This window comes from Paraburkholderia sp. RAU6.4a (assembly GCF_050435625.1).
GTDB lineage: Bacteria > Pseudomonadota > Gammaproteobacteria > Burkholderiales > Burkholderiaceae > Paraburkholderia > Paraburkholderia tuberum.
Window position 1 is genome coordinate 2,420,710 of the sequence record NZ_JBNDKQ010000003.1, and the last position, 26,256, is coordinate 2,446,965.

General features: G+C 60.8%; 20 protein-coding genes. 13 read left to right on the forward strand and 7 right to left on the reverse strand.

The window, feature by feature from the left end; translation table 11 throughout:
* The first annotated feature begins 38 nt into the window (after positions 1 to 38).
* The 3 genes from OKW40_RS35760 to OKW40_RS35770 all read left to right on the forward strand — a co-directional run bounded on the left by OKW40_RS35760 (position 39) and on the right by OKW40_RS35770 (position 3,984).
* Positions 39 to 1,421, forward strand: a complete 1,383-nt coding sequence (locus OKW40_RS35760) for a hypothetical protein (RefSeq protein WP_429493718.1) — start codon at positions 39 to 41, stop codon at positions 1,419 to 1,421.
* Positions 1,422 to 1,453: 32 nt separating this feature from the next.
* Entirely contained in the window at positions 1,454 to 2,572 is a 1,119-nt protein-coding gene (locus OKW40_RS35765; RefSeq protein WP_429493719.1) for a glycosyltransferase, read from the forward strand.
* 404 nt (positions 2,573 to 2,976) lie between these two features.
* Positions 2,977 to 3,984, forward strand: a complete 1,008-nt coding sequence (locus tag OKW40_RS35770) for an IS630 family transposase (protein WP_429493720.1) — start codon at positions 2,977 to 2,979, stop codon at positions 3,982 to 3,984.
* Between the two features lie 221 nt (positions 3,985 to 4,205).
* Here OKW40_RS35770 and OKW40_RS35775 read toward each other — a convergent pair whose 3' ends face one another.
* Positions 4,206 to 5,156, reverse strand: a complete 951-nt coding sequence (locus OKW40_RS35775; protein ID WP_429493721.1) for a GDP-L-fucose synthase family protein — start codon at positions 5,154 to 5,156, stop codon at positions 4,206 to 4,208.
* 395 nt (positions 5,157 to 5,551) lie between these two features.
* On the opposite strand from OKW40_RS35775, the gene OKW40_RS35780 reads away from it, so the two are divergent.
* Entirely contained in the window at positions 5,552 to 6,073 is a 522-nt protein-coding gene (locus OKW40_RS35780) for a hypothetical protein (protein ID WP_184068038.1), read from the forward strand.
* Positions 6,070 to 7,230, forward strand: a complete 1,161-nt coding sequence (locus tag OKW40_RS35785) for a DegT/DnrJ/EryC1/StrS family aminotransferase (protein WP_429493722.1) — start codon at positions 6,070 to 6,072, stop codon at positions 7,228 to 7,230. Before OKW40_RS35780 ends, OKW40_RS35785 begins: the two co-directional genes overlap by 4 nt.
* Positions 7,231 to 7,453: 223 nt before the next feature.
* Here the strand turns inward: OKW40_RS35785 and OKW40_RS35790 are convergent, their stop codons facing one another.
* A complete protein-coding gene (locus OKW40_RS35790; protein WP_429493723.1) occupies positions 7,454 to 8,221 on the reverse strand; it encodes a class I SAM-dependent DNA methyltransferase in 768 nt (255 codons plus the stop codon).
* Between the two features lie 471 nt (positions 8,222 to 8,692).
* Between OKW40_RS35790 and OKW40_RS35795 the strand changes: the two genes are divergently transcribed.
* The gene (locus OKW40_RS35795) at positions 8,693 to 9,703 is read left to right on the forward strand and encodes a GlxA family transcriptional regulator (protein WP_429493724.1); all 1,011 of its coding nucleotides are present in this window, start codon (positions 8,693 to 8,695) and stop codon (positions 9,701 to 9,703) included.
* 323 nt (positions 9,704 to 10,026) lie between these two features.
* A complete protein-coding gene (locus OKW40_RS35800) occupies positions 10,027 to 11,295 on the forward strand; it encodes a glycosyltransferase family 4 protein (protein WP_311734917.1) in 1,269 nt (422 codons plus the stop codon).
* Positions 11,296 to 11,432: 137 nt separating this feature from the next.
* On the opposite strand, the gene OKW40_RS35805 is transcribed toward OKW40_RS35800, so the two are convergent.
* On the reverse strand, positions 11,433 to 11,657 hold the full coding sequence (locus OKW40_RS35805; RefSeq protein WP_429348395.1) for an NAD-dependent epimerase/dehydratase family protein: 225 nt from the start codon (positions 11,655 to 11,657) through the stop codon (positions 11,433 to 11,435).
* Positions 11,658 to 11,920: 263 nt separating this feature from the next.
* On the opposite strand from OKW40_RS35805, the gene OKW40_RS35810 reads away from it, so the two are divergent.
* Positions 11,921 to 13,405 (forward strand): mannose-1-phosphate guanylyltransferase/mannose-6-phosphate isomerase, encoded by a 1,485-nt coding sequence (locus OKW40_RS35810; protein ID WP_429493997.1) that lies wholly within the window; start codon positions 11,921 to 11,923, stop codon positions 13,403 to 13,405.
* Positions 13,406 to 13,712: 307 nt separating this feature from the next.
* Here the strand turns inward: OKW40_RS35810 and OKW40_RS35815 are convergent, their stop codons facing one another.
* The gene (locus OKW40_RS35815) at positions 13,713 to 14,501 is read right to left on the reverse strand and encodes an IclR family transcriptional regulator (RefSeq protein WP_184068051.1); all 789 of its coding nucleotides are present in this window, start codon (positions 14,499 to 14,501) and stop codon (positions 13,713 to 13,715) included.
* A 141-nt stretch (positions 14,502 to 14,642) separates the two neighbouring features.
* On the opposite strand from OKW40_RS35815, the gene OKW40_RS35820 reads away from it, so the two are divergent.
* The 5 genes from OKW40_RS35820 (at position 14,643) to OKW40_RS35840 (ending at position 20,348) form a co-directional block, all read left to right on the forward strand.
* Positions 14,643 to 15,917: a Rieske 2Fe-2S domain-containing protein gene (locus OKW40_RS35820; RefSeq protein WP_429493998.1), complete on the forward strand. Its 1,275-nt coding sequence runs from the start codon at positions 14,643 to 14,645 to the stop codon at positions 15,915 to 15,917.
* A gap of 105 nt (positions 15,918 to 16,022) precedes the next feature.
* The gene (locus OKW40_RS35825; protein ID WP_090806258.1) at positions 16,023 to 16,805 is read left to right on the forward strand and encodes an SDR family NAD(P)-dependent oxidoreductase; all 783 of its coding nucleotides are present in this window, start codon (positions 16,023 to 16,025) and stop codon (positions 16,803 to 16,805) included.
* Positions 16,806 to 16,819: 14 nt separating this feature from the next.
* A complete protein-coding gene (locus tag OKW40_RS35830; RefSeq protein ID WP_429493725.1) occupies positions 16,820 to 17,782 on the forward strand; it encodes a PDR/VanB family oxidoreductase in 963 nt (320 codons plus the stop codon).
* A 92-nt stretch (positions 17,783 to 17,874) separates the two neighbouring features.
* Positions 17,875 to 19,134, forward strand: a complete 1,260-nt coding sequence (locus OKW40_RS35835; protein WP_187613121.1) for an MFS transporter — start codon at positions 17,875 to 17,877, stop codon at positions 19,132 to 19,134.
* A 107-nt stretch (positions 19,135 to 19,241) separates the two neighbouring features.
* Complete coding sequence (locus OKW40_RS35840; RefSeq protein WP_429493726.1) at positions 19,242 to 20,348, forward strand: porin; 1,107 nt, start codon at positions 19,242 to 19,244, stop codon at positions 20,346 to 20,348.
* 36 nt (positions 20,349 to 20,384) lie between these two features.
* Here OKW40_RS35840 and OKW40_RS35845 read toward each other — a convergent pair whose 3' ends face one another.
* The 3 genes from OKW40_RS35845 to OKW40_RS35855 form a co-directional block, all read right to left on the reverse strand.
* Positions 20,385 to 22,982 (reverse strand): response regulator, encoded by a 2,598-nt coding sequence (locus tag OKW40_RS35845; RefSeq protein ID WP_429493727.1) that lies wholly within the window; start codon positions 22,980 to 22,982, stop codon positions 20,385 to 20,387.
* Between the two features lie 16 nt (positions 22,983 to 22,998).
* The gene (locus tag OKW40_RS35850) at positions 22,999 to 24,231 is read right to left on the reverse strand and encodes a hypothetical protein (protein ID WP_429493728.1); all 1,233 of its coding nucleotides are present in this window, start codon (positions 24,229 to 24,231) and stop codon (positions 22,999 to 23,001) included.
* Between the two features lie 296 nt (positions 24,232 to 24,527).
* Positions 24,528 to 25,769 carry a phospholipase A gene (locus tag OKW40_RS35855; protein ID WP_429493729.1) on the reverse strand — a complete coding sequence of 414 codons (1,242 nt, stop codon included), beginning with the start codon at positions 25,767 to 25,769 and terminating at the stop codon, positions 24,528 to 24,530.
* Positions 25,770 to 26,256: the final 487 nt, after the last annotated feature.

Sequence of the window (26,256 nt, forward strand, 5' to 3'; positions counted from 1 at the left end):
GTTTGGCCGAGTCGGCATGTAACTCAGGAGCGTGTGGAATGTCGCCGCGTTTCGTATTTTCACTTGCAGTCTTTACGGTCTTCGCGGCAGGCTTGGCGCAATACGCGGATCAGGCGCTTGGCGCGCTCGGCACCGGAGCAATCAACGTCTGGAACTTAAATTCGGCCGCCATGGATGACGCAGGTGCTGTCAAGTACGTGAAGGACGCGAGCATCGCCTTGATCGGAGTCGGGTGGCCTCTTGCGCTCGGTTTGAATCGCTTTCGGGGGGGAATGCGTACGTTTATTCTGATGTTCTTCACGTGGATTCTTTGCATCGTATCGGTGGGACTCGTGCCGTTCATCGCAGGTTGGACGCCATTGTTCTTCCTACCTGCGGGATTGCGCTGGGTTCTGCTGATTCATGCGTCATTCGGCCTGTTTGTGTTCGCGAGTTTGCTGCCGGCCGAGAAGCGGGGACAAACGGCCCTCGTCCTCGCGTTGCTCGCGCTTGCCGCATTGGACTTTTACGTTGTCCTGCGACAATGGATACAACTCGGACAAATACAGCAAGTTCTATTTACGCAGGATCGGTACACGGGCCTGTTCAGTAACGCGGCGCTAGCAGGCATGTATGCGATTTCGCTTGCAAGCATGGTGCTCATTCTGGACCGCGCCCGGCTGTGTTATCGGCTTATATTGCTCTGCCTCGCAGTCGCGATTGCCGTCTCTTCGGGAACGCGATTCGCTATGCTCAGTATCGCGTCCATCGTCGGCGTAGTAGTTTGGGAAACGCTTGCGGGACGGCTGAGCCGTAATGATCGGATGCTGCTGGTGGTGACTGCGCTACCGATCGCTATTTGCCTCACAATCGTTGGCTATTCTCACATGGTGGAAGCGGTCGGCCGCGGTGATGTGCTGACTGATCAACTCGACGAAGGCGGTCGTTTATCCAACCTCGGGAAGATAGCGGAGCAGTTGTCAGAGGCAACGCCGGGAGAACTCTTTTTGGGGCGGGGCCTCGGGGTAGGCACGAACACAGCCGTCATGCTCCTCCAGCGTGCGGGCGTCGACCCTGAGCAATACCGGTTCAATCAGATCATCGATAACGCCTTCGTGACGATGCAGTTTCAAATCGGAATTGTGGGTATGCTAATTTTCGCGACGGGTGCGGCGGCCTTTTTCTGGCGCATCCGTCCGCGTCATTCGAGGCGTCAGTCAGTTCGATATGTGGTGTTCGTTGGGATCACGATTGCAGCCTGCATGGACGTCAACCTGTTCGAGCAGTATCCACTGGTGACGACGCTGATGCTCTGCTTTGGGGACATCTACGGGTGCTCTCTCGGCGCGTATTTGTCCACGCGTCGATCACGTGGCGTTGACTTGCCTGGCACTGAAGCAGGAGTCGCTGACGTGGGGCAGCAGAAATGCTTGTTTTCATAGCGCCTTACAGCGCCTCTAACCGTGGGGCGAATGTGAATCTGGGCGCCGCACGCAAGGTGGAGTTTTTTCTGGCGTTGGCATCGCAACTTTCCAAGGATGTTCTTTTGATCAATACGGGCCACATAGAGGCAGGATGGTCACGTAGAAAATGTCGGGATTCCGTCATCGGCACGCAACGCATTCGGGAGATTTCGCTTCGCTGCTACCCTGTAAGGCCCATCGGCAAGCTGCTGAACCTCTTCGAAGTCTTGGCGCTGAGCGATGAGATAGCGAAGGTCGGCAAGCCCGAAGCCGTATGGATCTATAACGCGTACGCGTTCGAGTCGATGCTCGCTCGCGTGCTGACGCACCGGTTCGGTGCGCGTCTGATCCTCCAGTTCGAAGATTGGCTGCTTTCTCGTCGCCGCTGGCATCCGAAGCCGTTGCTCGACTTCATCGCATGGCGATACGTGTTACCCGCTCCATCGTTATGTCTTGCGGTTAACGATCACTTATCGACACGCGAACATCAACGCAGCGGTTGTCCCGTGGTGCTGTGTCCGGGCGTGGTGTCGGACGATCTCATTGAAGCTTGTGGACAGCGGCGTCCATTCTCGCGAACGGCAGATGCTAGAACGATGGTTGGCTATTTCGGTGGGCTGAGCGTCGAGAAGGGTGCTGACGTGGTTCTCGACCTGATCCGGAAGTCCGGCGGACGCCTCATGTTTCACGTCTGCGGAACGGGTCCTCTGGCACGCGAGTTCGTCAGGCTGTCCGCCGAAGATTACCCCGTGCACTTCCACGGTCGGGTGGACGAAAGAGTCTTGTTCAAATTGATTTCCGACTGTGACGTGCTGGTGAACCCGCATGTTTCGATAGAGAAAATGGGTAACGGGGTCTTTCCTTTCAAGGTTGTCGAATATGTCGCGTCGGGAAGATTGGTCATTTCCACCGAACTTCCCCCGATGAGCATGAAGGAGATTCACGACGCCATATGCTTTGTTTCCGCGGATGCAAGGTCCATCGCCGATGCGTTGGCAAACGCAGAGCAGACGTATCGCCGCAAACGCATGAGCATCGAGCGGGCAATGAAAGCAGCCGCCCAACTTCTGACGCGAGACGCGCTGGAAAGGTCGATATCCAGGGCTTTGAGCAGTCGAATCAAGGACTAGGGTCTGTTTACATATGGAACGCACGTGCGAATGCCCGCTATCGGCCGTCCCCCAAGGGGACTTCCTTCGGGGCGTCCCCCAAGGGGACTTCCTTCGGGGCGTCCCCCAAGGGGACTTCCTTCGGGGCGCAGGGCAAGGAGTAAGGAGCGCTGCGTGGCCGCGCCACGTGAGCGACGCACGACGCCGCCATGCGGCCGATAGCGGGCATTCCCCTGGAATGAAATTCAGAACTGGGGTTGCCGCGAGAAGGGCCGCTCGCTGCGTCATGCTCCTTGCGAATACGTCGAGTATTCGCGGCGTCGCAATCCTTGCGAGCGGCCCTTCTCGCGGCAACGCACGTGCGTTCCATATGTAAACAGACCCTAGTCCATTGAACCAATGAAATTGCACTGAGCTAATAGTGCATGGGCAAAATGAATCTGAGTGAAACCGAGCGCGAAGAGCTGATGTCGATGCAGCGCAGCCGCACGATGGCCGTTGGCCAGGTGAAGCGTGCGCGGTTGATCTTGCTGCTCGACGAAGGAGCCTCGCGTGCGGCGATCATGGCGGAATTGCGTTGCGATTCCCGTTTCATTACAACGTGGCAAATGCGTTTCACCTGTGAGCGTTTGGCTGGGTTGTACGGCAGACATCCAGGCCGGGCACCGCGACCTGACCTGGCGGTCCTTGAAGCGAGAGTGCTCGACTACACACTGCGACGTAAGCCGGCCGACGGCTCGACACACTGGAGCAGCCGCAAACTGGCGGCACAGTTGGGCATGGCCTTCGTGACGGTGCAGCGTATTTGGCGCAAGCACGACATTCGGCCACATCGTCTCGATACCCACATGGTGTCCAACGATCCCGACATTGAGGCGAAGGCAGCCGACGTGATCGGGCTGTACCTCAATCCGCCGTTGCATGCGGTGGTGTTCTGCGTGGACGAGAAGACAGCCATCCAGGCGCTGGATCGCAAGGACCTGATGTTGCCGCTCTCGCCTGGACGCGCCGAGAGCCATGGCTTTGAATACAAACGCAACGGCACCCTGAGCCTGTTCGCCGCATTGAATGTTGCCACCGGTGAGGTGCTGGGCGAAACCGCGTCACGCCATACCAGTGCCCAGTTTGTTGCGTTCCTCACGGAGGTGGTATGGGCACAGCCGCGCGGAAAGGAGATTCACGTGATCTGCGACAACGTGAGCAGCCACAAAACCAACGCCGTTCAAACATTTCTGGTTGACCATCCGAAAGTGTCGATACATTACACCCCGACGTATTCGTCATGGCTGAATCAGGTCGAGAACTGGTTTGCACGCATCCAGCGCGACGACATTGCGCGTGACGTATTCACCAGCACCAAGGATCTCAACAAAAAGCTCATGCGTTATATCTGTCAATACAACAAGCAGGCGCGCCCATTGAAATGGAAGTAGTCCGATCCATCGCGGCGAATCCGGTGCAATTCATCCGGTTCAACCGACTAGGCCGACGCTTTGATCAAGCCGCTCTAACTGGAATGACCTGTCGTGGCCTTGAAAGTGACATGATTTGCTGGCATTGAGGGACAGGAACCGCAGTCGGCAGACGGGTACCCTGGATACCAGGGGCGGAACTTCAATCCGTGGTGCAGGATCGCGCACGCCGCGTGAATTCGTCAGGCGCTGGCGAGCCCGGTACGCTGCACGTCATTCTCGAAGTCGGCGTAGGTTGAGGCGATGCCCTCTCTGAGCGTAATCGTGGGCGCCCAACCCAGAGCGGCGAGCTTCGATACGTCGAGCAACTTTCGCGGCGTCCCATCGGGCTTCGACGAGTCGAATCTCAGCGATCCAGAAAAACCGACGACATCGCAGATCAGTCGTGCGAGGTCGGCAATCGCTATGTCCTTTCCATATCCGACATTAAATATGCCCTCGACCAGGTCGTTGCTCAGCAGGACGAGAACCGCGGCCGCCAGATCGTCTACATGAAGGAATTCCCGTCTCGGCGATCCGGAGCCCCATACCGGGAGCGATTCGAGTCCGTTCAGCTTTGCCTCGTGCGCCTTGCGGATGAGCGCGGCCAGCACATGGCTGCCTTGAAGATCATAGTTGTCGTTGGGGCCATAGAGATTCGTGGGCATCACCGATATGAAGCGCGTTCCGTATTGCTTGTTATACGCTTCACAAAGCTTGTGACCCGCGATCTTTGAGATGGCATAGGCTTCGTTGGTTTGTTCGAGAGCGCTCGTGAGCAGGTAATCCTCTTTTATGGGCTGAGGGCAAAGCTTTGGATAGATGCACGATGAACCGAAGAAGACGAGCTTCTGCGTGTGACTCTTGAATGCTGCATGAATCACATTGGTTTCGATGACGAGGTTCTCGTAGAGAAACGAAGCCGGCTGAGTCGAATTGGCATGAATTCCGCCGACTTTGGCTGCGGCCAGGAGGACGACGTCTATATGCTCTCGAGCGAAAAAATCCATCACGGCGCGCTGATCCAGCAAGTCGAGCGACTGTCTCGAGGCCGTGATCACGTGATCATATCCGGAACTGGCAAGGCGCCGAAGGAGAGCCGAGCCGACCATTCCCTTATGTCCGGCGACATAGATGCGAGAGTTTCTGTTCATGTGAATGGCCAATAGTCGAGAGAGACACGTCGGTCGGAACGTGAGTTGCCCCGCCACTTGATTCAAAGGGCTACGACGTGCGGTTTCATCAGCTTAGCAATGCATATGGACCATTCAAGGTCATGGCGGACGGTGCCAATATATTGGCGCGGTCCGTGTGCACCTCTCCGCGGTCGTTGCGGAGGATATAAAGATGCGCGAGGTGACGCTGCAACGTAATACCCCGGTCAGCCAACTTCATTCCGTATTCGGCCATCTGACCGTGTGACCGCCGAACCGATCCTATGCTTCGGGGACACATGAAGGACCTCCGTGGGCCAATTTATGTCGTAAGCGGCCCTGCTCCCGGAAGGTTCGGTGTGTCGGGATACTACCGGCTCTCTTCGAGGAAAAAAATGGAAGCTCTACCGATAACGGGCAACGCAGAGGTCGTTCATGACTCGAATTTCGAAGTAGTCTCGTTCGAAGGTGAAACGCTCGCCATGATCATCCGGGATTCGTTCTCGAGAAGTGGTGTGAGTTTCTTTACTCCGAAGGAGTTTCCTCAGCAACTCGCGTACATGGAACATCCCGCCGGAAAAGTGATCGACGCGCATCTTCACTGCAAGTTGGTGCGGCAGATCGAATGGACGCAAGAGGTGCTCTTCGTCAAGCGTGGCCGTGTCCTGGTGAAGTTCTATACGCCCGATAAGGACTACCTGTCGAGCCGTGTATTGTACGCGGGCGATGTCATCTTGCTGGCGTCGGGCGGTCACGGCTTCGAGATCCTTGAGGACGCGTCTTTCTTCGAAGTCAAACAAGGTCCCTATATGGGAGAGCAGGAAAAATTGCGCTTCGCGTCCGCAAATTTGAGCCGATGCAGTGAAGCGAGCAACGGCCCGGGCGTCGAGCTTGAAGTTAAGGACGGCGCGCGATGATTCCGGTCAACGAACCCCTGCTCGACGGAAAGGAGCGCGTCTATCTGAACGAATGCATTGAAAGCGGGTGGATTTCTTCGGACGGGGCGTTCGTCGAGCGTTTCGAACGTGCGATGGCGGGTTACGTCGGCCGCAGACACGCGATTGCCGTCGCGAACGGCAGCGCTGCGTTGGACGTGGCGGCGGTGGCTCTGCGGCTCGGTCCCGACGACGAAGTTATCATCCCCACGCACACGATCATATCGTGCGCATCGGCCATTGTTCGCACCGGTGCCCGCTTGAGACTGGTCGACTCAAGTCCGGATACGTGGAACATGGACGTGACGAAGATCGAAAGCGCTATCACGAGCCGGACACGGGCGATCATGGCCGTGCACACTTTCGGTCTGCCGGTGGATATGGCTCCGTTGCTGGATATCGCAAGGAAATACGGCCTCGTTGTGATCGAAGATGCTGCGCAGGCAATCGGACAAACCTATAACGAAGCGAAGTGCGGCAGTTTCGGCGATATATCGTGCTTCAGCTTCTACGCCAACAAGCACATCACGACGGGGGAAGGGGGCATGATCGTCTGCGACGACGACGAGCTGGCTACGCGCGCGAGAAGTTTGCGGAACCTGTGTTTCAAGCCAGAGAGGCGATTCGTCCACGAAGAGCTTGGCTGGAATTATCGGATGAGCAACCTCCAGGCGGCTGTCGGGCTAGCGCAATTCGAGAAGCTAGATGCGCACGTCGCGCGAAAGCGCGAGTTGGGCCGCCGCTACGAAAGCCTTTTGCGGGGAGTGCCGGGAATCGGGATGGCGCCGGTGGCATTGCCATATGCCGAGAATATCTATTGGGTCTTCGGTATGGTATTGGACGACAGCTTGCCCTTTGATGCCGACGAGCTCCGGTCCATGCTGGCGGAGGCAGGCGTCAGCGCGCGGCCGTTCTTCTGGCCGATGCACGAACAGCCGGTTTTTCTCAAGCAAGGGATGTTCAAGGGAGAGAATTTCCCGATTGCCGAACGCATGAGTCGCAGGGGATTGTATCTGCCGAGTGGTCTCGCGCTTACCGAAGCACAGCAGGACTACACGGTGGGCGTGGTGCGCGACATGCTGGCCACCGCCTTTTCGCGAAGTTTCTGCAACAGCAGGTCAAGTTCAGCGCGGTGCTGACCGACTGCTCGCCGCAGCGAATATGGCCCGTCACGCAACGGAACAAACACTTGATCCGGGCGGCAGGTGGTGGCACGCGGCTTTCGGCGAGCCGCTTTGACGCGATGCGCTTAGCCAGCGCGGGACTGCCTGGCGGTTCAGCCTCGACTCATCGACGAGGCTGGCTATGACATGCCATTCGTTGTATTTTCCGACGTTTTCTCGCTCGGGCTGTTTCCGAGCATCACCGTTTTCTCGCGACGAATGTCGCTGAGAGATCGGTAGCACTCAACTCGCCGCCCATGCACTTCAAACTGTCCAGGACCTCGAATCCGCTGAGGTCCAGCATCAGTTCGATCTCGGGCTTGAACATGTAGCGCATCACATGCGTCTCGAGGACGGTCTCGACCGACTGCGTTTTCAAATCCGTTAGCAGGACGGTGTAGCTGAACGCGACAGTATTGTCATGAGGACGCATCGTGGGCTCGGCGATTTGTATCACCGCGGTTTCTTCGCTGGAGGCGCGTTTGATGCGTACGTCGGGCGGAGCGGCGAGGACCGCGGGACCGTACCAGCAATCGAACACGAACAGTCCTGATGGCCGCAGGTGCGTCGCGGCGGTGTGACACATCGCCATGAAATCGGAGTTGGTCGTTTGATAGCTCGCAACATAAAAGAGCGACACGACTGCGTCGTAGAGTTCATTCGTGCGGACGATCCGCGCGTCGCCTTGCTGAAACGTCAGTCGCTTCGCTACTGCGCCTGGCAGAGTGGTACACCTGGCAGCGGCTCGGGCAAGCATATCGGCGCTCATGTCAACGCCAGAAACACAAAATCCCGCGGCTGCGAATTCCGCCGCGTGGCGTCCGGTGCCGCAACCTAGATCCATCACGTGACCTCCAACTATTCCGTACCGCCCGAGCAATCCGGTGACAAACGACGCTTCCGCCTTGTAGTTCTTGTCATGATAGAAAAGATCATAGTATTGCGAATATCTCGTGCTGAAGCTCATGAAGCGACTCCATGTCTGGTCGTATGGCGGTGGCGAAGTCACGCGTGACGCGAACGCACTCTTGTTTATCCGAAGGCAACCAAAGCCAAAGCTCAGGGCGCTCATGAGAAAGGGTATCTAGCGGGGATTTTCAGACTACATGCATGACCGTTTTCAGCAAGGTGTTGACGGGTCGTTTCCTTGCTGAAGCATTCGCCGTCTGATGGGTCTATCGCTCAGCAAGTCCAGTGGGTCGGGAAACCCTGATGAGCGGCTTGATGGTTTTCACTTTCAGCGCTGAAGAAATCAGAGGATGTTTTGGTCTTGTCGATACTGGGAGCGACGTTCTCGGCCAGAAACATGCTTTTGGCGGACACCACGGCAATGGTGGATCGAATATGGCACTAAGCTCACGAGGTCATACGCTTTCCACAGCGTTCCAACGCAAGCCAGAGCAGCGATCTAGAACCGAAGCAAAATGGAGGTAACGGCATGTCCCACGCTACTAGCTTAGGCGATGCAGGAGATAACGGTATTTTCCACCGATTTAAAGAACGCGCGGTCAAGCTCATAGGAATTTTGTTGTACGACGGTTTTTCGCTGCTGGAAGCGGGCACCCTTGCCGAGGTGCTTCATATCGCCAACGAGATTCAGTCTCGCAGTCTGAGAAGAAACGCGACTTACAGCGTCCGTCTAGTCTCTGCCTGCGGTGGGATGATAGCCTGTTCGTCATCCGTTTGCGTTTGGACGGAGCGCCTGGGCGGCCAGCGGTTCCAAGGCTTCGACGCACTGTATATTGCGGGCGGACCCGGCGCAAAGCGTGCAGCCGCCGACGAGGTGCTCATTGGGTTATTGACCATAGCATGTTCGCAAACCGGCGTCGTCAACCCTCTCGGCAACGGCGACTTGCTGCTGGCGGCAGCGGGCATTTCTCGCCGCGATTGGGCTTCGGTCGATCCGGGCATCTGGAGTCCGGAGACGTCTAACGTCGCGGCGTCGACCGAAGGCGGCGATGCGCTGATCAACTCGCTCGCGCTCGTGAAGCGGGACCTCGGATACGACATCGCGACAGCGGTTGCCGATCACTTCACCGTCTCCAAAGATCAGAATTTGACAACCATGCTGAGCACCATGGGAACGAACACGCAGGCGGAAAAGGCACAGGAATCCGCGCGCTGGCTCGAGCGAAATTGCGGACGCCCGGTTTCAATAGGCGACGCGGCTCGTACGGTGGCGATGAGCGAGCGGAACTTCCTGCGTCTGTTCAAGCGCGAGATGGGAGTGACACCGTCGCAATATCTTTTGCGAGCGCGCCTCGATCTCAGTTGTGAACTGTTGGCCAGAAGCGACTTGCCGATAGACAAGATCGCTCGCAGGGTTGGACTGACGAATGGCGAGCGGCTTTCGAAAGTGTTCAGGAGGCAATTCTCGATGTCGGCGACGGAATACCGCTGTCGAAAGAAAAGCGGCGCCACGGCCGATCCTGTGGAGAGGTCCGCTTAGGAGCTGGCGAGGGAAAGTTTCGCCGCGAGACAAGGAGGCCTGCGAATCAGTTGGTCGGCATTCAGATTAAAATATTTTTGAGGAGAAACAGATCTTCACGCATCTGTTCGCCTCGGAAGCTCGATGTCCGAGGGCCGCATGAGCGTCATATGAGCCTTGCACAAGGGCTTTTCTCAGGAAGCCGTCGGACCGGCCAAATACCTGCCTTAATCAGTCACGAACGGCACCAGCAAGCTCGCGCAATCTAAATTCGAACAGAGCGCGAAAACCGTTGTCGAGCGCTGCAATCGTCATATAGATAAGCAAGAAACGTGGAGCGAGGAGTGACGAATTCAAACGGTTCCTTGGAACGGCCTATTCGCATGGTCGCGTTTATAGACTATGAACATACCTCGGGTGGGGGTTATCAGCAGGCGAAGAATGCTGCCTTGCTGCTAAAGAGTCTTCCGCCGGAACTTTGCGCGGTTGAGTTTGTGACGACGCGGCGATCCACCATCGATGATCTGCGACGCAGCGGCATTGAACCTATTTTCTTCCCGGTGCCCCGCTTGCGCGGACTGGCGGCGAGACTCGGTTCAATATATAGCCGTGGAGGCCCGCGCGCATTTCTGCGGAAACCGGGCAAGATGGCTTCGGTGGACCGCTTGCTTTCGGTGATGCGCGCGGACATTGCGTACTTCACAACGCCGTCCAACCTCGCACTGGCGATTGATCGATTCAACTACCTGTTCACCGTTTGGGATCTGTCCCACCGCGACGACGTCGAGTTTCCCGAAGTCCGGATCAAGCACGAATTCGAACGTCGCGAATTTCTGTACGGATCTGCCTTGAAGAAGGCCTGCGGCATCTTCGTCGATTCGCAGGCCGGCCGCGAGAAGGTTGTCAGGCGATATGGAGTAGACAGCGAACGCGTGCATTTGATGCCATTCTCGCCCGCCCGCGCGACAGTGCTTTCCGAGGAGGCATACGTGGAGCACTTCGTCGATGTCAAGACGAAGTACAAAATTCCGCGCGATCTGAAATACGTCTACTATCCCGCGCAGTTCTGGTCGCACAAGAACCATGTGTTTCTGTTGAAGGGACTGCACGCGCTGGAGTCCCGCTATGGCATCCGTGTAGGTGCGGTCTTCACAGGAAGCGATTTCGGCAACATGAGATACGTGCGTTCGGTCGCCGCCGATCTCGGTCTGGGCGAGCGTGTGTTCTTTCTCGGTTTCGTTCCGGACGGCGACGTGCCTTACTTGTATCGCGAGTCGATCGCGTTAGTGATGCCCACATATTTCGGCCCGACCAATCTGCCGCCACTCGAGGCGTTCAGTCTGGGCGTACCGGTCCTTTACCCGGACCTCGAGGCGCTGCGCGAGCAAGTCGGCGACGCGGGACTGCTGGTCGATCTGGCTCGGCCCGACAGCATGGCGGATGCGCTTTTCAGTCTGATCGACCAGCCTGCATTGCGCCAGTTGATGATCGAGCGCGGCACGCGGCGTCTTGCGAGCAACGATGACGCAGCCCGCTTGTCGACGCTAGCGCGGGTGCTCGAACGATATCGCACCCGTGCGGTGTGTTGGGGAGAGGAAGTCTGGATGAATTAGCGTACGGTGAGGGTCACAGACGAGACGGGCGAGATCCGCGATTGCAGTGTCCCCGTCCGTATCCGATATTGAACGCGCCTTCGGCCCCGTCGGCGTCGAGCAAGGCCAGTGCGGCGGACCCGGGGTCGTTCTGCAAATCATCGTTGTCGTTCGGACATCACCGATATGTACCGCGTTCCGTGCTGTCGGTTATACCCCTCGCAGAGCTTGAGCCCGGCGACCTTCGCGATAGCGTAGGCTTCGTTGGTATGCCCGAAGCTGCTCGTGTGCAGGTACTCTTCCTTGATGGGCTGCGGGCAACACTTTGGATAAGTGCATGATGAACCAAAGAAGAGCAGATCAGGTGGTGCGTGTGAGACCACCTGGTACCGCGAAACTCGCTTCAGCCAACGTCATGGCATATTCGGTCAACCCGTCTAGTGACCCTGGAACGGCTCCTATGCTTGCAGACGCGTGAGGTCGTTCTCTCTTCATCAAGCGGGGCCCCTATGTGGGAGAGCAGGAGAAAGTGCGCTTCACGGCGAACCCATAACCGATGAATCGAATTGGCGATGCCGGGAAGTACGTGTTCGACGCAAGAGCAGAGGGGTGGATGATGGAAGACGCGGTGAGTTCTGAAGACGCAATGGCAGCGGCGATCGCGGAAGCGTCGCTCGGGCACTCCTGTCGGCGCATCGTCCCGGTCATTCTCGCAGGCGGATCGGGCACGCGCCTCTGGCCGATGTCGCGTGAGCAGTTTCCAAAGCAGTTGATCGATGTGGTCGGACGGGATTCATTGCTGCAGGCTACCGTCACACGGATGGAGGGTTTCGTCGGCGGCTTCGACGTCGACACTCAGCCGATTATCGTGTGTGGGGAGGAACACCGGTTCCAGACAGAAGAGCAGGTGCGGGCGTGCGGCGTCTGCGCGAAGATTATCGTCGAGCCTGCACGGCGCGATACGGCGCCGGCGCTCACGCTCGCGGCGCTCGCAGCCGTTAATCAGGATGACGACGCGATCTTGGTGGTGATGCCGTCTGATCATTCCATCTCAGACATTCCGGCGCTGCATCGCGCGATCGCAATTGCCGCTGAATATGCCGAACGCTCCATGATCGTGACGTTCGGCGTTGCGCCCACACGGCCGGATACCGGCTTTGGCTACATCCGAATCGGCGACGCCCTCGAAAACGGCGCACATCTGATCGACCGCTTCGTCGAAAAGCCCACGACCGAACTCGCCGCGCAGTACGTCGCTGCAGGCACCTACTGGTGGAACAGCGGCATCTTCATCGTGCGAGCGGGCGTGTGGCTCGAAGCGCTAGCCAAGCTCAACGGCGACATGCATGCGGCCTGCACCGCGGCGTTCGCGGAAGGCAAGGCGGACGACAACTTCATTCGTCCTTGCCCGTTTCAGTTCGGCCGTGTGCCGGCGGATTCCATCGACTATGCGGTAATGGAGCACATCGGCGCGGCCGGCTCGCCTTGCCAAGGCGTGGTCGTGCCATTGGCGGCGGGATGGTCGGACCTTGGATCCTGGGATGCCGTGTGGGAAGCGATGGAGAAGGACGGGCTCGGCAACGTCGCGAGCGGGCGTGTCGTTTTCGAAGGCGCGACCTCGAGCTATGTGCGCGCCGAGGGCGGGCGGCTGGTTGCATGCGTTGGCACCTCCAACGTAGTCGTCGTCGACACGGACGACGCCGTGCTCGTCGCCGACCGCTCACACGCGCAGGACATCAAGACGCTGGTAGCGCGCTTTCGCGAGCAGCGCGCGCCTGAAGCCGAGACGCACCGGAAGGTGCGCCGTCCGTGGGGCTTCTACGATGCGATCGAGCGCGGCGAGCGGTTTCAGGTGAAGCGCATCGTGGTTGCGCCAGGCGCTCGCCTGTCATTGCAGATGCACCACCATCGCGCCGAGCACTGGGTCGTCGTGCGCGGCACCGCGCTCGTGACACGGGGCGAGGACCAGTTTCTTCTTTCAGAAAACCAATCGACCTTCATTCCGCTCGGCGTGCAGCATCGGTTGGAGAATCCGGGCAAAGTGCAGCTCGAAATCATCGAGGTTCAATCGGGCAGTTATCTCGGCGAGGACGATATTGTGCGCCTGGACGACTGCTACGGCCGAATTTGACCCTCGGTTGATACGCACGTGAGACACCAACGTCTCACCAACGTCTATCCGCCGGTGTCATGCCGGCCTCATCCTTTATGCGCGCTGCGCCGGACACTGCGATCCGGGAGATGTGCCCCATCTGATTATCGGTTACTTTCAGCAACCCGTCGGCCCTCCGGGCACATCACACTCCAACCTCGTGAATGTCGAACTGCGTGCCATCCGGCTGGTTTCGGCTTCAGCCCTGAATCAGCGGGAGCCTGAGCAAAAGCGTCGACCTTTCTGACGACGCTCCCGGCGTTGGCCAGCGCCTTTGAGGCCGATTTCACCGACGTGCCGTACCCGGCGGCCGTGCAGTTTCCCCTTGATGCCCAAGCGCACGCGACAGATTGCCCACCTCGCGCTTGAGCAACTCCGCGAACTGCGCGACGCGCTCATCGGTTACGCGCACGCTCGGCCCGAAGATGCACACCGAACCTGCCACCTGGTTCGCGCCGTTGAAGAACGGCGCGGCTACCGCGACTGCGCCGGCGATCAGTTCGTGATGGCTGGTACCGAAGCCTCGTGCGCGGACCGCGTCGAGATCGGCGGCTAGCGCCGCGACGTCCTGATCCGGATCGGTCAGATAGCGCCGCAGATCGTCCTCCGACAGCGGCATCTGCGAAAGAATCGTGCGGCCGCTCGCGCCGAGCACGAGCTTCTCGCGATAGCCGACCCCGCGCCGGAAACTCAGCGGCTGCGGACTTTCCAGTTCGGCCACGCAGATCCGGTACGTCCCCTCCGGCACGAACAACGCGACCGTCTCCGATGTCGCTTTCCAAAGCTCACGCAGCATCGGCTGCGCGAGCTGCGCGATCGTATTGTTCGCCATCCAAGCGTGCGCGAGCTGCGCGACCGAACTGCCGAGCCTGAAGCGTTGCGGCTCGCCCGACGAGGCGAGAAAGCCGTTCTGTTCGAGCGTATTCAGCAGGCGGTACAGCGTCGGTCGGCTCAGGTCCACGCGGGTCAGCAGCTCCGCGACGGTCAATTCTTTGTCCCCGGGTCGGAACGCCAGAAGAATTTCTAGCGCCCGTTCGACGGCCCGCACGTTTTCGTGCGGCTTTTTTTCTTCCATTTGAAATTTCCTTTCTGCGGCGGTCCGCGTCGATTGCACATTGTAGTGAAAGTCCCTAGCCGCAAGAACTTGACGTCGATCAATCTGTCCGTACAATGAGACTAGATTCTCATACAACGGACAACAGGATTCGGAGGAATGATGGACAAGAACATGTCGGAAACTCTGGTTCGCACTGGCCCAGGCACGGCGATGGGCGATCTGATGCGCCGCTACTGGGTGCCGGTGCTCCTCGCCAGCGAAATCGCAGAGCCTGATTGCCCGCCGGTGCGCGTGCAGATCCTCGGCGAAAAGCTGCTCGCTTTTCGCGATTCCGACGGCCAGCCGGCGCTGATCGACGAGTTCTGCTCGCACCGCGGCGTGTCGCTGTACTTCGGCCGCAATGAAGAGAACGGCATCCGCTGCTCGTATCACGGTCTGAAATTCGACCGCAACGGCAACTGCGTGGAAGTGCCGTCCGCGCCGCAGGCGTGCAAGCACATGGGCATCACCGCGTATCCGTGCATCGAACGCGCGGGCATCGTGTGGGCGTACATGGGGCCGAAGGACCGCCGGCCGGCGCCGCCGGATCTCGAGTGGTGCAATCTGCCGGAGAGCCACGTGTTCGTCTCGAAGCGGCTGCAGGAATCGAACTACCTGCAAGCGATGGAAGGCGGCATCGACACGAGTCACGTGTCGTATGTACACCGCTACGAAGTCGACGAGGACCCGATGCATCAGGGCACGAAGGCACTCGACTACATCAAGGCGGACGGCAACGTGATCTTCGAGATCGAGAAGCAGCCGTTCGGCCTCACGCTGTTCGGCCGCCGCAACGGCGAGCCGGATTCGTACTACTGGCGCGTCACGCAGTGGCTGTTCCCGTGGTACACGCTGATCCCGCCGTTCGGCGATCACTCGCTCGCGGGCCACGTATGGGTGCCGATCGACGATCACACCTGCTGGGCGTGGAGCATCAACTTCCGCCCGGACCGTCCGCTCGACGAGCAGGAACTGGCCGACCTGAACGCCGGCAAGGGCATTCATTGTGAGTACGAGGAGGGTGGCATGTTCCGGCCGAAAGCGAACAAGGACAACGACTACCTGATCGACCGCCAGGCTCAGAAGGAAAAGCGCGCGTACTCGGGCGTGTTCGGCTTTGCGATGCAGGATGCGTCGCTGCAGGAAAGCATGGGTCCGATTCAGGATCACAGCAAGGAAAAGCTGCTGCCGACCGACCGCGCGATCGTGATGGCGCGCCGCATGATGTACGAGGCGGCAACGGCGCTGGTGCCCGACACCGATCCGCCCGCGATCGACGCCGACCAGCAGCGCGTACGTGCTGCCGGCGTGCTGCTGCCGCGCGATCAGAAGCCGCAGGAATGGGCGGTGATCCATCTGCACGACGGCAAGGACCAGCCGATCTACTCGATCTGATGCACGGCGGCGCCAGACTCTGGTCCGGCCCCGCGTGTCGTCGTCTGGTCCGACTGGACCTTCTGCCCATTCCGCAAAAGGAGGCCGGCTGCGCGCCGGTATGCAATGCAGCAACGTAAAAGACTCGAGGACAAGGTCGCGCTGATCACCGGCGGCGGAGGCGGCATCGGTGCCGCGACCGCGCGCGTGTTCTGCGCGGAGGGCGCCGCGGTGGTGCTCGTCGATGCGAACCCGGAGGCGCTCACGCGCGTCGCCGACGAACTGAAGGCGGCTGATCCGTCCGCGCGTGTCGAGACGTTCGCGGCCGACGTGTCTCACGACGCCGATGCGGTGCGCGCGGCGCAACTCGCCGCCGATTCGTTCGGCCGGCTCGACGTGCTGGTGAACAACGCGGCGATGCGCAACTACAGCGCGCTCGCCGACGCGACGCCGGCCGAGTGGCAGGCGATGGTGTCGGTCAATCTGGTCGGCACATCCAACTATTGCAGGGCAGCGCTGCCGTTCCTGCGTCGCGCGGGCCGCGCGAGCATCGTCAACGTGTCGTCGTGCTACGCGGTGACCGGCCGCAAGGGCATGGGCCTGTACGACGCGACCAAGGCCGGCATGCTCGCGATGACCCGCACACTCGCGTTCGAGGAGACCGCGAACGGCGTGCGCGTGAACGCGGTGTGCCCGGGTTCGACGCTGACCGAATTCCACATGAACCGGGCCATTGCATCGGGCAAAAGCGTCGAAGTGCTGAAGACGCAACGCCAGGACACGTCGTTGATCGGCCGTTGGGCGTCGCCCGAAGAGATCGCATGGCCGATCCTGTGGTTCGCGAGCGACGAGGCTTCGTACATAACCGGCACGACGCTGATGGTCGACGGCGGCCTGTCGGCGATGTGAGCGGAGGAGGTGGCATGAACATGACCGATTCCACGCTGATGGTGCGTGTCGCCGCACGACGCGACGAAGCCGACGGGATTGCCGGCTTCGAGTTCGTCGACATCGACGGCCGCGACCTGCCGCCGTTCGAGGCGGGCGCGCACATCGACGTCTACGTGCCCGGTGGGCCGGTGCGGCAGTACTCGCTGTGCAACGCGTCTCGCGAGCGTCACCGGTATCAGATCGCGGTGTTGCGCGCCGCCGATTCGCGCGGCGGATCGCAGCGCATGCACGACGCGGTGAACGAAGGCGACGCGATTCGCATCGGCGTGCCACGCAATCACTTTCCGCTCGCCCGGCATGACGCGAAGCCGCTATTGCTCGCGGGCGGCATTGGCGTGACGCCGATTCTCTGCATGGCGGAGCAACTGGCGGCAATGGGCGCGGCGTTCGAAATGCATTACTGCGCGCGCTCGAAGAGCCGTGCGGCGTTCGTCGAGCGAATCGCCGCGTCGTCGTGGGCGGACAACGTGCAATACCACTTCGACGACGCGCACGGCATGCTCGATCTGAATGCACTGCTGACGGACGCCGTCGCGGACCGGCATCTATATGTGTGCGGTCCGCAGGGCTTCATGAACGCGGTGCTCGACACGGCCCGCTCGCTCGGCTGGAGTGACGAGCGTCTGCATTACGAATACTTCGCGGCGGCGCAGCCGTCTGGTGATGGCGCGTCGTTCGACGTGCGGCTCGCGCGCTCGGACCGCGTCGTGTCGATTGCGGCCGATTGCACGGTCACCCAGGCGCTCGCGGCGGCGGGCGTCGACGTGCCGGTGTCGTGCGAGCAGGGCATTTGCGGCACCTGCGTCACGCGGGTGCTCGAAGGCGAACCTGACCACCGCGACCTGTTCCTGTCGCCAGAAGAGCAGGCCCGCAACGATCAGTTCCTGCCGTGCTGTTCACGCGCGAAGTCGAGGGTGCTCGTGCTCGATCTGTAACCGTAATCGCCGGCCCGGCCGCCAGGCGCGGTCGGCGCCATCCATCAGAAAGAAAACGGGCGGCCGCTGGCACGCCCGGCATCGGAGGAGTCATGGAGAAGAATCTGGCGTCGTCGGAGGGTATGCCCGCGAGCGTCTGGACCGGGAACGATGCGAGGGCGGCGAGTAGCGCCGACACGAGCCCGTATCGCTGGGTCGCGCTGTTCATCGTCTGGGCCGCGTTTCTGCTCAGCTATGTGGTCCGCGTCGCGTGGAGTACGGTGGCCGCGCCGGTCGGCGCGTCGCTCGGCATCGGCGTGTCGATGCTTGGTGCGTTCGTGACCGCGTTTTACGCGGGCTATGTGATCGCGAACGTGGTTGGCGGCATGCTGACCGATCTGCTCGGCGGTCGCGCGATGCTCACGCTTGCGCTGCTGCCGCTCGGCGTGCTCACGTTCACGTTCGGCTATACGCATTCGCTCGCATTCGGCATCGTGATTCAGGCCGCGATGGGTTTCGCGGCGGGCGCCGACTACTCGGCCGGCATGAAGATCATTCCCGCATGGTTCACGCGCGACCGTGGCCGCGCAATGGGCCTCTACACGACCGCGACGTCGCTCGCCGTCGTGATCGCGAACGCGGTCGTGCCGTCGTTTTCCGCACGGCACGGCTGGTCGAACGCATTCCATATGCTCGGCATCGTCACGTTCGCGTGGGGCATCGTCACGTTGCTGCTGCTGAAGAACCGGCCTTCGAACGAAGCGAAGCCCGCGCGCAACAGCCTCCAGGAAATGCTTGGCCTGTTGCGCAACCGTAACCTGATCGCGCTGTCGATCGCGGGCTGCGGCGGATTGTGGGCGACCGTCGGCTTCGGTGCATGGGGCAACGCACTGATGACGCGCCAATACGGCATTGCGCCGATCGTCGCCGGATCGATCGTCGCCTCGTTCGGCATTGGCGCGGTGATCGCGAAGCCGACGCTCGGCTGGATCTCCGACCTGCCTGGTGTGTCGCGGCGGATGATGTCGATCGGCTGCCTGATCGCCTTCGCGATCGCGCTGCTGGTGTTCGGCTACTGCTCGACGGTGCATCAGTTCTATCTGGTCGCGCCGATTCTCGGTGCGTTCTCGTTCGGCTATCTGCCGGTGCTGATGGCTCAGGTCAGCGACGCATCGGGCAAGCGTCTCGCGGGCGCGAGCGCCGGCTGGACCAATGCTATCTGGCAGTCCGGCAGCGCGGTGTCGCCGATGGTGGTCGGCTCGCTGTATGGCGCGAGCCATTCGTTCATGCTCGCGCTCCTCACACTCGCGATCGGACCCGCTATCGCGGTCATCGCGATGTTCTTCGTCGACCCGCACATCGCACGCGAATGACCGATTCTCCGGTAGCCGACGCGGCCCCGCGCCGGCTACCGCGACGACAGAGGTCGAACGATAACTAATCCGCATCACAAAACAACTCACTTTCCAGCAGGAGATACATGGTGAAGCACAAGCCTCTCGCCAGGCCGTCGAAGGTCCTTTTTGCATGTGGTATTGGTATCGGCATCAGCGCCGCGGCGCATGCGCAGTCGTCGGTCACGCTCTATGGCATCGTCGACTCGGGGGTGACCTACGTGACTCACGCTGTCACGTCGCAGGGATCGTCGGGCACGCAGGTCGCTCTCGGCACCGGCAACCGGCTGAATTCGCGTTGGGGTTTCACGGGCAAGGAAGATCTCGGCGGCGGACTGCGGGCGATTTTCACGCTCGAATCGGGCATGTCGATGAACACCGGTGCCCTGCAGCAAGGAGGGCGGCTGTTCGGCCGGCAGGCGTTCGTCGGACTCGAATCGGACCGCTACGGCGCGATGATGCTCGGCCGGCAGATGACGCCGATGTATCGCTACTTCCTCGCGCTCGACCCGCTCGGTTATTCGAGTTACGGCCTTTCCGCGCAGGACGCGCAGTTCGTCGGTCGCGCGGATAACGCGGTGTCGTATCTCGGCCATGTGGGACCATTCGAGCTGAATGCGCTCTACAGCCTCGGCTACGACGCAGTCACCTACAACGTGCCGGTGGCGGGCTCGTTCCGCGTCGGCAAGCAGTACGACATCGGCGGACGCTATGTGCAGGGGCCGCTGAATCTGACGTTCGTGTACGAGCAGCGGCAAGGCTCGGCCATTGCGTCATCGGGCGACAGCGAGCGCCGCTACGTGGCCGGCGGTTCGTATCAGATCGGCAAGGCGACGCTGTACGGCGGCTACGAATTGCTGCTGAACGACGTCCGGTCGACGCTCGCCGCATCGCCGCCGCAGTCGATGGCGTTCGCGGGCATGCGTTACAGGGTGGCGCCGGCGCTGGACCTCGCAGCCGCGACTTACTACCACGCGTATCGCCAGGTCGACGCGCACGCATTGAGCACCGGTGTCAACGCGGACTACTGGCTGTCGAAGCGCACGGCGCTGTACACCGACATCACGTATGTGATCAACAGCTCGAAGGCGGCGCTGAGTGCGACGGGGTGGGCGACTTCGGTCGCGACGACGACCGTGAAGACCGGCGCGAACCAGCTCGCTGTTGCGGTCGGCGTGCTGCACAAGTTCTGACTGAATGCTGCAAAGAGGGCGACCGAGGGCGCTCTCTCAATCGCTCAGTGCGTCGCGATGATCACGCCGGCCTTTCGCCGACGCGTAATACCGCTGCAAGGCGTCGGTCGAGCGCGCGCTCAACGCGCGGATCTGGGCGTGCCAGTCGGTTTCCACTGGCCACTCACCGGCGATCACGCGTGGATAGATCTGCCGTGCGTAGCGATGCAGTGCCTTCGCGCCGATGTTGCCGCTGACGCCAAGCAACGCATGCAGGCTCGCGTGCGTCGCCTTGATATCGGCGGCCGCGCTGTTGCCTGCGAGGCGCACGACGAGCGAGCGAATCTGTTCGATGCCGTTCAGGAACGATTCGTCAAGCAGATCGAGCGAGACCAGTTCCTTGAGGTGCGCTTCGTCGAGCAGGCTTTCTTCAGCGATGGTGGTGGCCGCGGGCGCGTTCGCAGTGGGGGGCAATGCCACCGGCGTCGCCGCAAAATCCGTTTGCGCGGCTCCGCCCGCGGTTTCCGTGATTCGTTGTGGAGCGTCCGCAACCAGCGCGCCGCGTGTGCCGAACTGCCGCGCGAGACATGCGTACAGCGAGCCGGCCTGCACCGGCTTGATCAACACCTCGTTGATCCCGGCGGCAACGCAGGCCTGCACCGCCTCGGCATCGATGCGACTGGTCAGCGCAATGATAGGCAGCGTCGCGTAGGCATCGGTGCGCGCGCGAATCGACTTCGTCGTCTCGATGCCGTTCATGCCCGGCATGTTCACGTCCATCAGGATCGCGTCGATGAAGCCGTCTTCGTGCAGTTTGGTCAGCACCGCCTGACCGTGGTCGGCCTCGACGACGCTCGCGCCGCAGCGCTCCAGATACGCCTTCGCGACAAGCCGGCTGTAGGTGTCGTCGTCGGCGATCACAAAGGTTCTGCCGGCGAAGACATCGGGCAGTTCGCCCGGCTGATGATGCGCACCGTTGTCGAAGAGGGTCTGCAACGCGGTGAGCAGTTCCTGCACACTCGACGTCTTGCTGATGATCTCGTCCATGCCGGCGCGCCGCGCGCGCAGTCGCACCGCGATGCCCGGTTCGGCGGTATAGGCGGCGATCAGCACGTTGCGGTTCGGGCAGTCTCTGTCGGCGCGGAGGCGCTCGGTCGTCGTGTAGCCGTCCATCGCGGGCATGCTGATGTCCATCAACACGAGGTCGTAGAGCGGCGCGCGCCGCAACGTGGCGAGCGCAAGCTCGCCGCCCGACGCCTCGCTGACATAGGCGCCGGCCTGCGTCAGCACGCGGCGGGTGCGGGCGCGCAGCGTGTCGTCGTCGTCGACGACGAGCACGCGCTTGCCCTTGAACGCCGGCATCGCCCGTTCGAACAGGCGCCGCTCGTGCTCCTCGACCTCGTCGGCCGCTACCGGTGGAAAGCGCAGCGTGAACGCGGTGAACTTGCCGAGTCCCGATTCGCAGTCGATGCTGCCGCCGAACGCGCGCATCGCGCGCTGGCAGTACGCGAGCCCGAGCCCGGTGCCGCCCGAGTTGCCGGCCGTGCGAAACGGCTCGAACAGATGCTGCAGGATTTCCGGCGCGATGCCGGGGCCGGTGTCGCGCACGATCACCGAGTCGCGGTCGACGGTCAATGTGAGCGTCGCCTGCGGATACGCGACGATGTGATGCAGCGCGTTCTTGATCAGGTTGAACAACGTGAACAGATAGACCGTCTCGTCGACCTTGAACACGAAGTCGCGCCTGACGACGACGCTCACCTTCGCGCGTTCCTTGTCGTTGTCGAAGCCGTATTCGGCGAGCGCCTTGCGCGTGGTCGCGCCAGCATGGAGGTAGCTGAGACTATCCGGGCGGATCGATTTCGCGGCGACTTCGTCGAGAGTCATCGCGATGATGCGCAGGCCGCGCTCGATCGACAATTGCCCCTGTGCGAGGTGGTTGTACATCAGCGAGGCCGTGCCGTCGGTCAGCGTCGGCGCCGCGCCCGCTTCGGTCGCCGCGGGCAGCGCTTCCTCGACGCGGTCGAGCACGTGCCGCAACTGGCTCAGCGGATTGCGCATCTCGTGCGCGATGGAACCCGCGAGCGCCTGCAACGCGCGGTTCTTTTCGACGAAGATGCGTCCCTTGCTGATCGCATGACTGAACGCCATGCTGCACAGCACGACCACCGGCAGCAACGCGAGGTTGGACTTGTCCTGCGCGCTGAGAACGACCGGCGTCGGCGCGCTCAACACGCCGGCGAGCCCGCCGGAAAACACGCCAATACCGATGCACGTTATCAGCAGCAGGGGGTTGTCGATACACAGCGCCAGAATGAAGATCATCATGACCTCGGTCATCATCCACATCGTGGAGAAACCGTTTCTGACGGTCAGAAACGTGCAGACGAACGGCAGCACGTAAATCAGACAGCAATGCCAGTAGATCAGCAGCGCAGGGTTGTAGCGCCTCGGCCAGCGCGCCTGGAACAGCAGGGGAACGCAGACGGCCGCCGCGCTGAGCCGCAGCAGCAGGTTGTCGTAAGGCTGCGGAAGGATGTAGGTCCAGACGACGTAATAGATGGGGTGACACAGGAGGCCGAGTGCGCCTCCCCATCGAATTGCGAACCTGCTTCGTTCCAGCATATCCCGCATGCTTTCGCGCGGTATCGCCATCAGGCCTCCGAGTTCATCAGGAACCCATCATTTCATGCGTATTGAATTGCTGTGATTCGACGACTTCGGCGAGCGAATCGCCGTTCTTGCCGTGAAACGGTCCGACCGAAAAGCCATACTTCTTCAGGAGACCATGAGTATAAGAGACCGACCACACGGGCGGGCTGCCAATGATGAAATCGGAGGCGATACCTTCCTGCCATGCCGAATAGCCTTCGGCGAAGCAGGTATAGCAGTCGCGGGTGGATGGCAGCCTGAACGGGAACGCGGTCTCGAGTCCGGCGGGCCCGCGCGCGAAGCATTCAATATAGAGCGTATGACCGCGAGAAGCGAGTTCCGCTGCGACGCTTGCCGCGCGCGGATGCGAGTCGTCGATCCAGAATTGCGCGCGTTTGAGATCGGCGGCGCTCAGGTAAGGCACGCTCGTGCTGCTCGCGAGAATCGCGCCGTCGAAGTCCGGCAGCGGCGTGTCCGGGCTGAACGTATGCACCGAGACTTTCGATTTGCCGAGCAGGTCCGACGCGAGCAGCTCGTTCGCCTGATCGATCAGCAGGTTGATCTTGTCGGGCAGATCGATCAGCACCAGCTCTTTCGGCGCATCCTTGTAGAGCAGATACTTCGCGACCGTCGTGCCGAGCCGGCCGGCCGCGCCGAACAGCGCGAGCTTCGTGTTGCCGAGCTCGAGGTCGAGCTGTTCGCAGCAATGCATCGCCCAGTCCTTCAGCATCGCCGCGGTCGCCGCGTGGCCCGTCGTGATGTGAGGCGGCTTGACCGGCCGGGGCAGCGCGCCGTAGTTGCACGCGTAGGGCGTCGACGCGCCCATCGCGACCATGTTCAAGCCCGCCTTTCGGGCGAGCTCGAGCGCCGGAAAGAATTGCGTCTCGCGAAAGCGCTTGATGCCGCGCGGGCTGCCGAGCCACATTTCGAGCGGCACCGGGCAGGCGATATTCGCGCCGATCACCTGCGCGCCCGAATAGATCGGCGATGCGATGAAAGGCCTGGTTTTCCACAACTCCTCTTCGAACGATTCGCTTCGTTCGCGAACGTTGTGAAAAGAAAATGAAAGGGTTTCCCAATCGGTCGCGTGGAACAGAAAGCCGACTCCCCCCTGACGGGCCGGCAGGCTATCCCGGATCTGTTCCGGGTGAATTTCGTGCTTGAGCGCAAGCGGTGCACTATTCCGATGCAAAAGAAGTCCGGTTGGCTCGTTTGAAACAGGCGACACGTCTTTAAGGAGAGCGGTTTTCATTGGTTTTTCCGTGGTTTTGATTAGACGCTGGAAAAGTCAGCGCGCGGCGTGGCCAGCCGGTTGGACCGGCGACCCTTCAACTCTAGAGAAATCCACACTGATATGCCCGTCTGTTCGTGCACACAGCATTCACGAGCGGTCCATGACGGGTTGCCCGCCGGGTGGAGGGCGGCTTTGGGCAAACTTTTGAAGGATTACGGCAGAAGTTTCGATGTATTACGGCGCGTCGTGGGCCGTCATCGAATGGAAAAGGGCCGCTCGGCGGCCCTTTGCTTGCATGCCGGGCGAATTCCGGATTAGCGTGTGATGCTATAGCCGATTCGTGCGATCCAGCGATGCTGGTTGTAGTCGAGAATGTCCTCGCCATAACCGCTGAAGAAGCCAAGCCACAGATAACCGCCCCAGCGGCTATTGATCAGCTTCGCCAATGGATAGGTGAACTGCGTATCGATGCTGCCTTTGCCGCCTTGCGTTCCTTTGCGCAGCGTCGTGTCCAATTGCGCGCCGTCGGGGCTGCCGTAGATGAACCGCAGGTCCACATAGCCGCGGTAGTCGGCGATGTCGTGGTTCTCGCCGGCGATGTGCGTATAGTAATAAATCTTCGGCTGGATGGTCAGATGGTAGCTGTGAATGTCGCCGAAATCCCAGATCGGCTTGAGGAACACATAGTCGACGCCGCGCGATTCCGGACCGTCGCGTCCATTCGATTCGTGTTCGTAGCCGGCCATCACGCCCATTCTGCTCCACCACGTGGTCTTCCAGCCGGTGTCTTCGAGGTAATAAAAGAGCGCCGGCATATAGCTGGTGTCGCGGAACGGCGCCGAGTACTTCTTGAGATCCCACAGCGAGGTTTGCGTATAGGCGAAGTACAGGTTGTCCGCGAAACCACGCGAGCGCGGGTCGTCCGGAACGACGAGGCGGAACTTGAAGCTGAGCTGGAATTTCGCGAGGGACTCGCTACCGCCGCCATCGGCGAAATACATCGGTTCGAAGGCGGAGAAGCGGCTCAGGAAAGTGTTGATTTGCGGCACGGGCGCATCCGGTCGTGATGGCGCGGGCGACGACGCGATCAGGCTCGTCGACGACGGTGCGCCGCTCGCGGTGCCCGCCGCCGTTGCTCCATTGGCGCTCCCGGCCGACGCGAGCGCCGCGTCCTTGCCGGAGCGCGGTGGACGCGTCAGCAGCACGTACGATGGCGACACGTCGAGATCCGGCACGTCGATCTGCATCGCGCCGCGCGCCCATTCGGGCCACGTGCCGGTATAGCGCACTGCCTTCAGTTCGCCGGCGGCGAGCTTCAGATGCTCGGGTGCGCCGCGTTCGCGCGTGAGCGCGAGCCGATGCGGTACCACGTCGGTATTGCTGATCGCGATATTCAATTGCGCCGGCACGTCGACTTCGGTGCCACCGGGTTGATCGCCGGCATAGACGATCGTCACTTCGAGTGGACTGCTCGATAGCGCTTCGCGCGGCGGACGCAATACGGAAACGCCGGCGACGCTATACACGGAGTAGCTGCCGAGCACCAGCGCAGTCATGCAAAGCGATAACCGGGGGAGAAGCCTGGAAAGCGAGCTGGAAACCGAGCCGGAAAGCGGACTTGAAGATAATCGGGAAACACGCGAGCGGTGGCTGCGAACGGCGGACTGGCGGTCTTTCCTCACGCGAGACATCGATCGATTCCGCACACGAAGCTCCTGGTGGTCTACGAGAGTTCAGGTCGCAAAGAGACGATAGCGTTAATGCGTGCAATTGGGTAGAAAATCGCGGCCGCCGTGTTTCATTGCGGAAATGGCGACGCATGCCGGTTCCCGCTATCTGGCGTTCTGCTCATTCTGCCAGTGCGATTACGGATTGCGTGAGTGGAAAAATGAATTAGGAGCGCTATCGGTGCAAATAGCGGGGGGAAGTGGGGATAATGCCGGTGTGTCGTTGCATTTGCGCAACGAAGGCTTAAATGTCAAATCGATTGTCATTCGCGACCCGGTGTATTCCCGCGGTCGCCTCAGTCATTTCCGTTATGGC

Bases quoted from the DNA above. Each gene is read 5' to 3' on its own strand.
- OKW40_RS35810 (WP_429493997.1), top strand. From the start codon at position 11,921: ATGGCAGCGGCGATCGCGGAAGCGTCGCTCGGGCACTCCTGTCGGCGC.
- OKW40_RS35820 (WP_429493998.1), top strand. From the start codon at position 14,643: ATGGACAAGAACATGTCGGAAACTCTGGTTCGCACTGGCCCAGGCACG.
- OKW40_RS35855 (WP_429493729.1), bottom strand. From the start codon at position 25,769: ATGACTGCGCTGGTGCTCGGCAGCTACTCCGTGTATAGCGTCGCCGGC.
- OKW40_RS35840 (WP_429493726.1), top strand. From the start codon at position 19,242: ATGGTGAAGCACAAGCCTCTCGCCAGGCCGTCGAAGGTCCTTTTTGCA.
- OKW40_RS35795 (WP_429493724.1), top strand. From the start codon at position 8,693: ATGTCCCACGCTACTAGCTTAGGCGATGCAGGAGATAACGGTATTTTC.
- OKW40_RS35845 (WP_429493727.1), bottom strand. From the start codon at position 22,982: ATGGCGATACCGCGCGAAAGCATGCGGGATATGCTGGAACGAAGCAGG.
- OKW40_RS35825 (WP_090806258.1), top strand. From the start codon at position 16,023: ATGCAGCAACGTAAAAGACTCGAGGACAAGGTCGCGCTGATCACCGGC.
- OKW40_RS35830 (WP_429493725.1), top strand. From the start codon at position 16,820: ATGAACATGACCGATTCCACGCTGATGGTGCGTGTCGCCGCACGACGC.
- OKW40_RS35770 (WP_429493720.1), top strand. From the start codon at position 2,977: ATGGGCAAAATGAATCTGAGTGAAACCGAGCGCGAAGAGCTGATGTCG.
- OKW40_RS35815 (WP_184068051.1), bottom strand. From the start codon at position 14,501: ATGGAAGAAAAAAAGCCGCACGAAAACGTGCGGGCCGTCGAACGGGCG.
- OKW40_RS35775 (WP_429493721.1), bottom strand. From the start codon at position 5,156: ATGAACAGAAACTCTCGCATCTATGTCGCCGGACATAAGGGAATGGTC.
- OKW40_RS35790 (WP_429493723.1), bottom strand. From the start codon at position 8,221: ATGAGCTTCAGCACGAGATATTCGCAATACTATGATCTTTTCTATCAT.
- OKW40_RS35835 (WP_187613121.1), top strand. From the start codon at position 17,875: ATGGAGAAGAATCTGGCGTCGTCGGAGGGTATGCCCGCGAGCGTCTGG.
- OKW40_RS35850 (WP_429493728.1), bottom strand. From the start codon at position 24,231: ATGAAAACCGCTCTCCTTAAAGACGTGTCGCCTGTTTCAAACGAGCCA.
- OKW40_RS35780 (WP_184068038.1), top strand. From the start codon at position 5,552: ATGGAAGCTCTACCGATAACGGGCAACGCAGAGGTCGTTCATGACTCG.
- OKW40_RS35785 (WP_429493722.1), top strand. From the start codon at position 6,070: ATGATTCCGGTCAACGAACCCCTGCTCGACGGAAAGGAGCGCGTCTAT.
- OKW40_RS35760 (WP_429493718.1), top strand. From the start codon at position 39: ATGTCGCCGCGTTTCGTATTTTCACTTGCAGTCTTTACGGTCTTCGCG.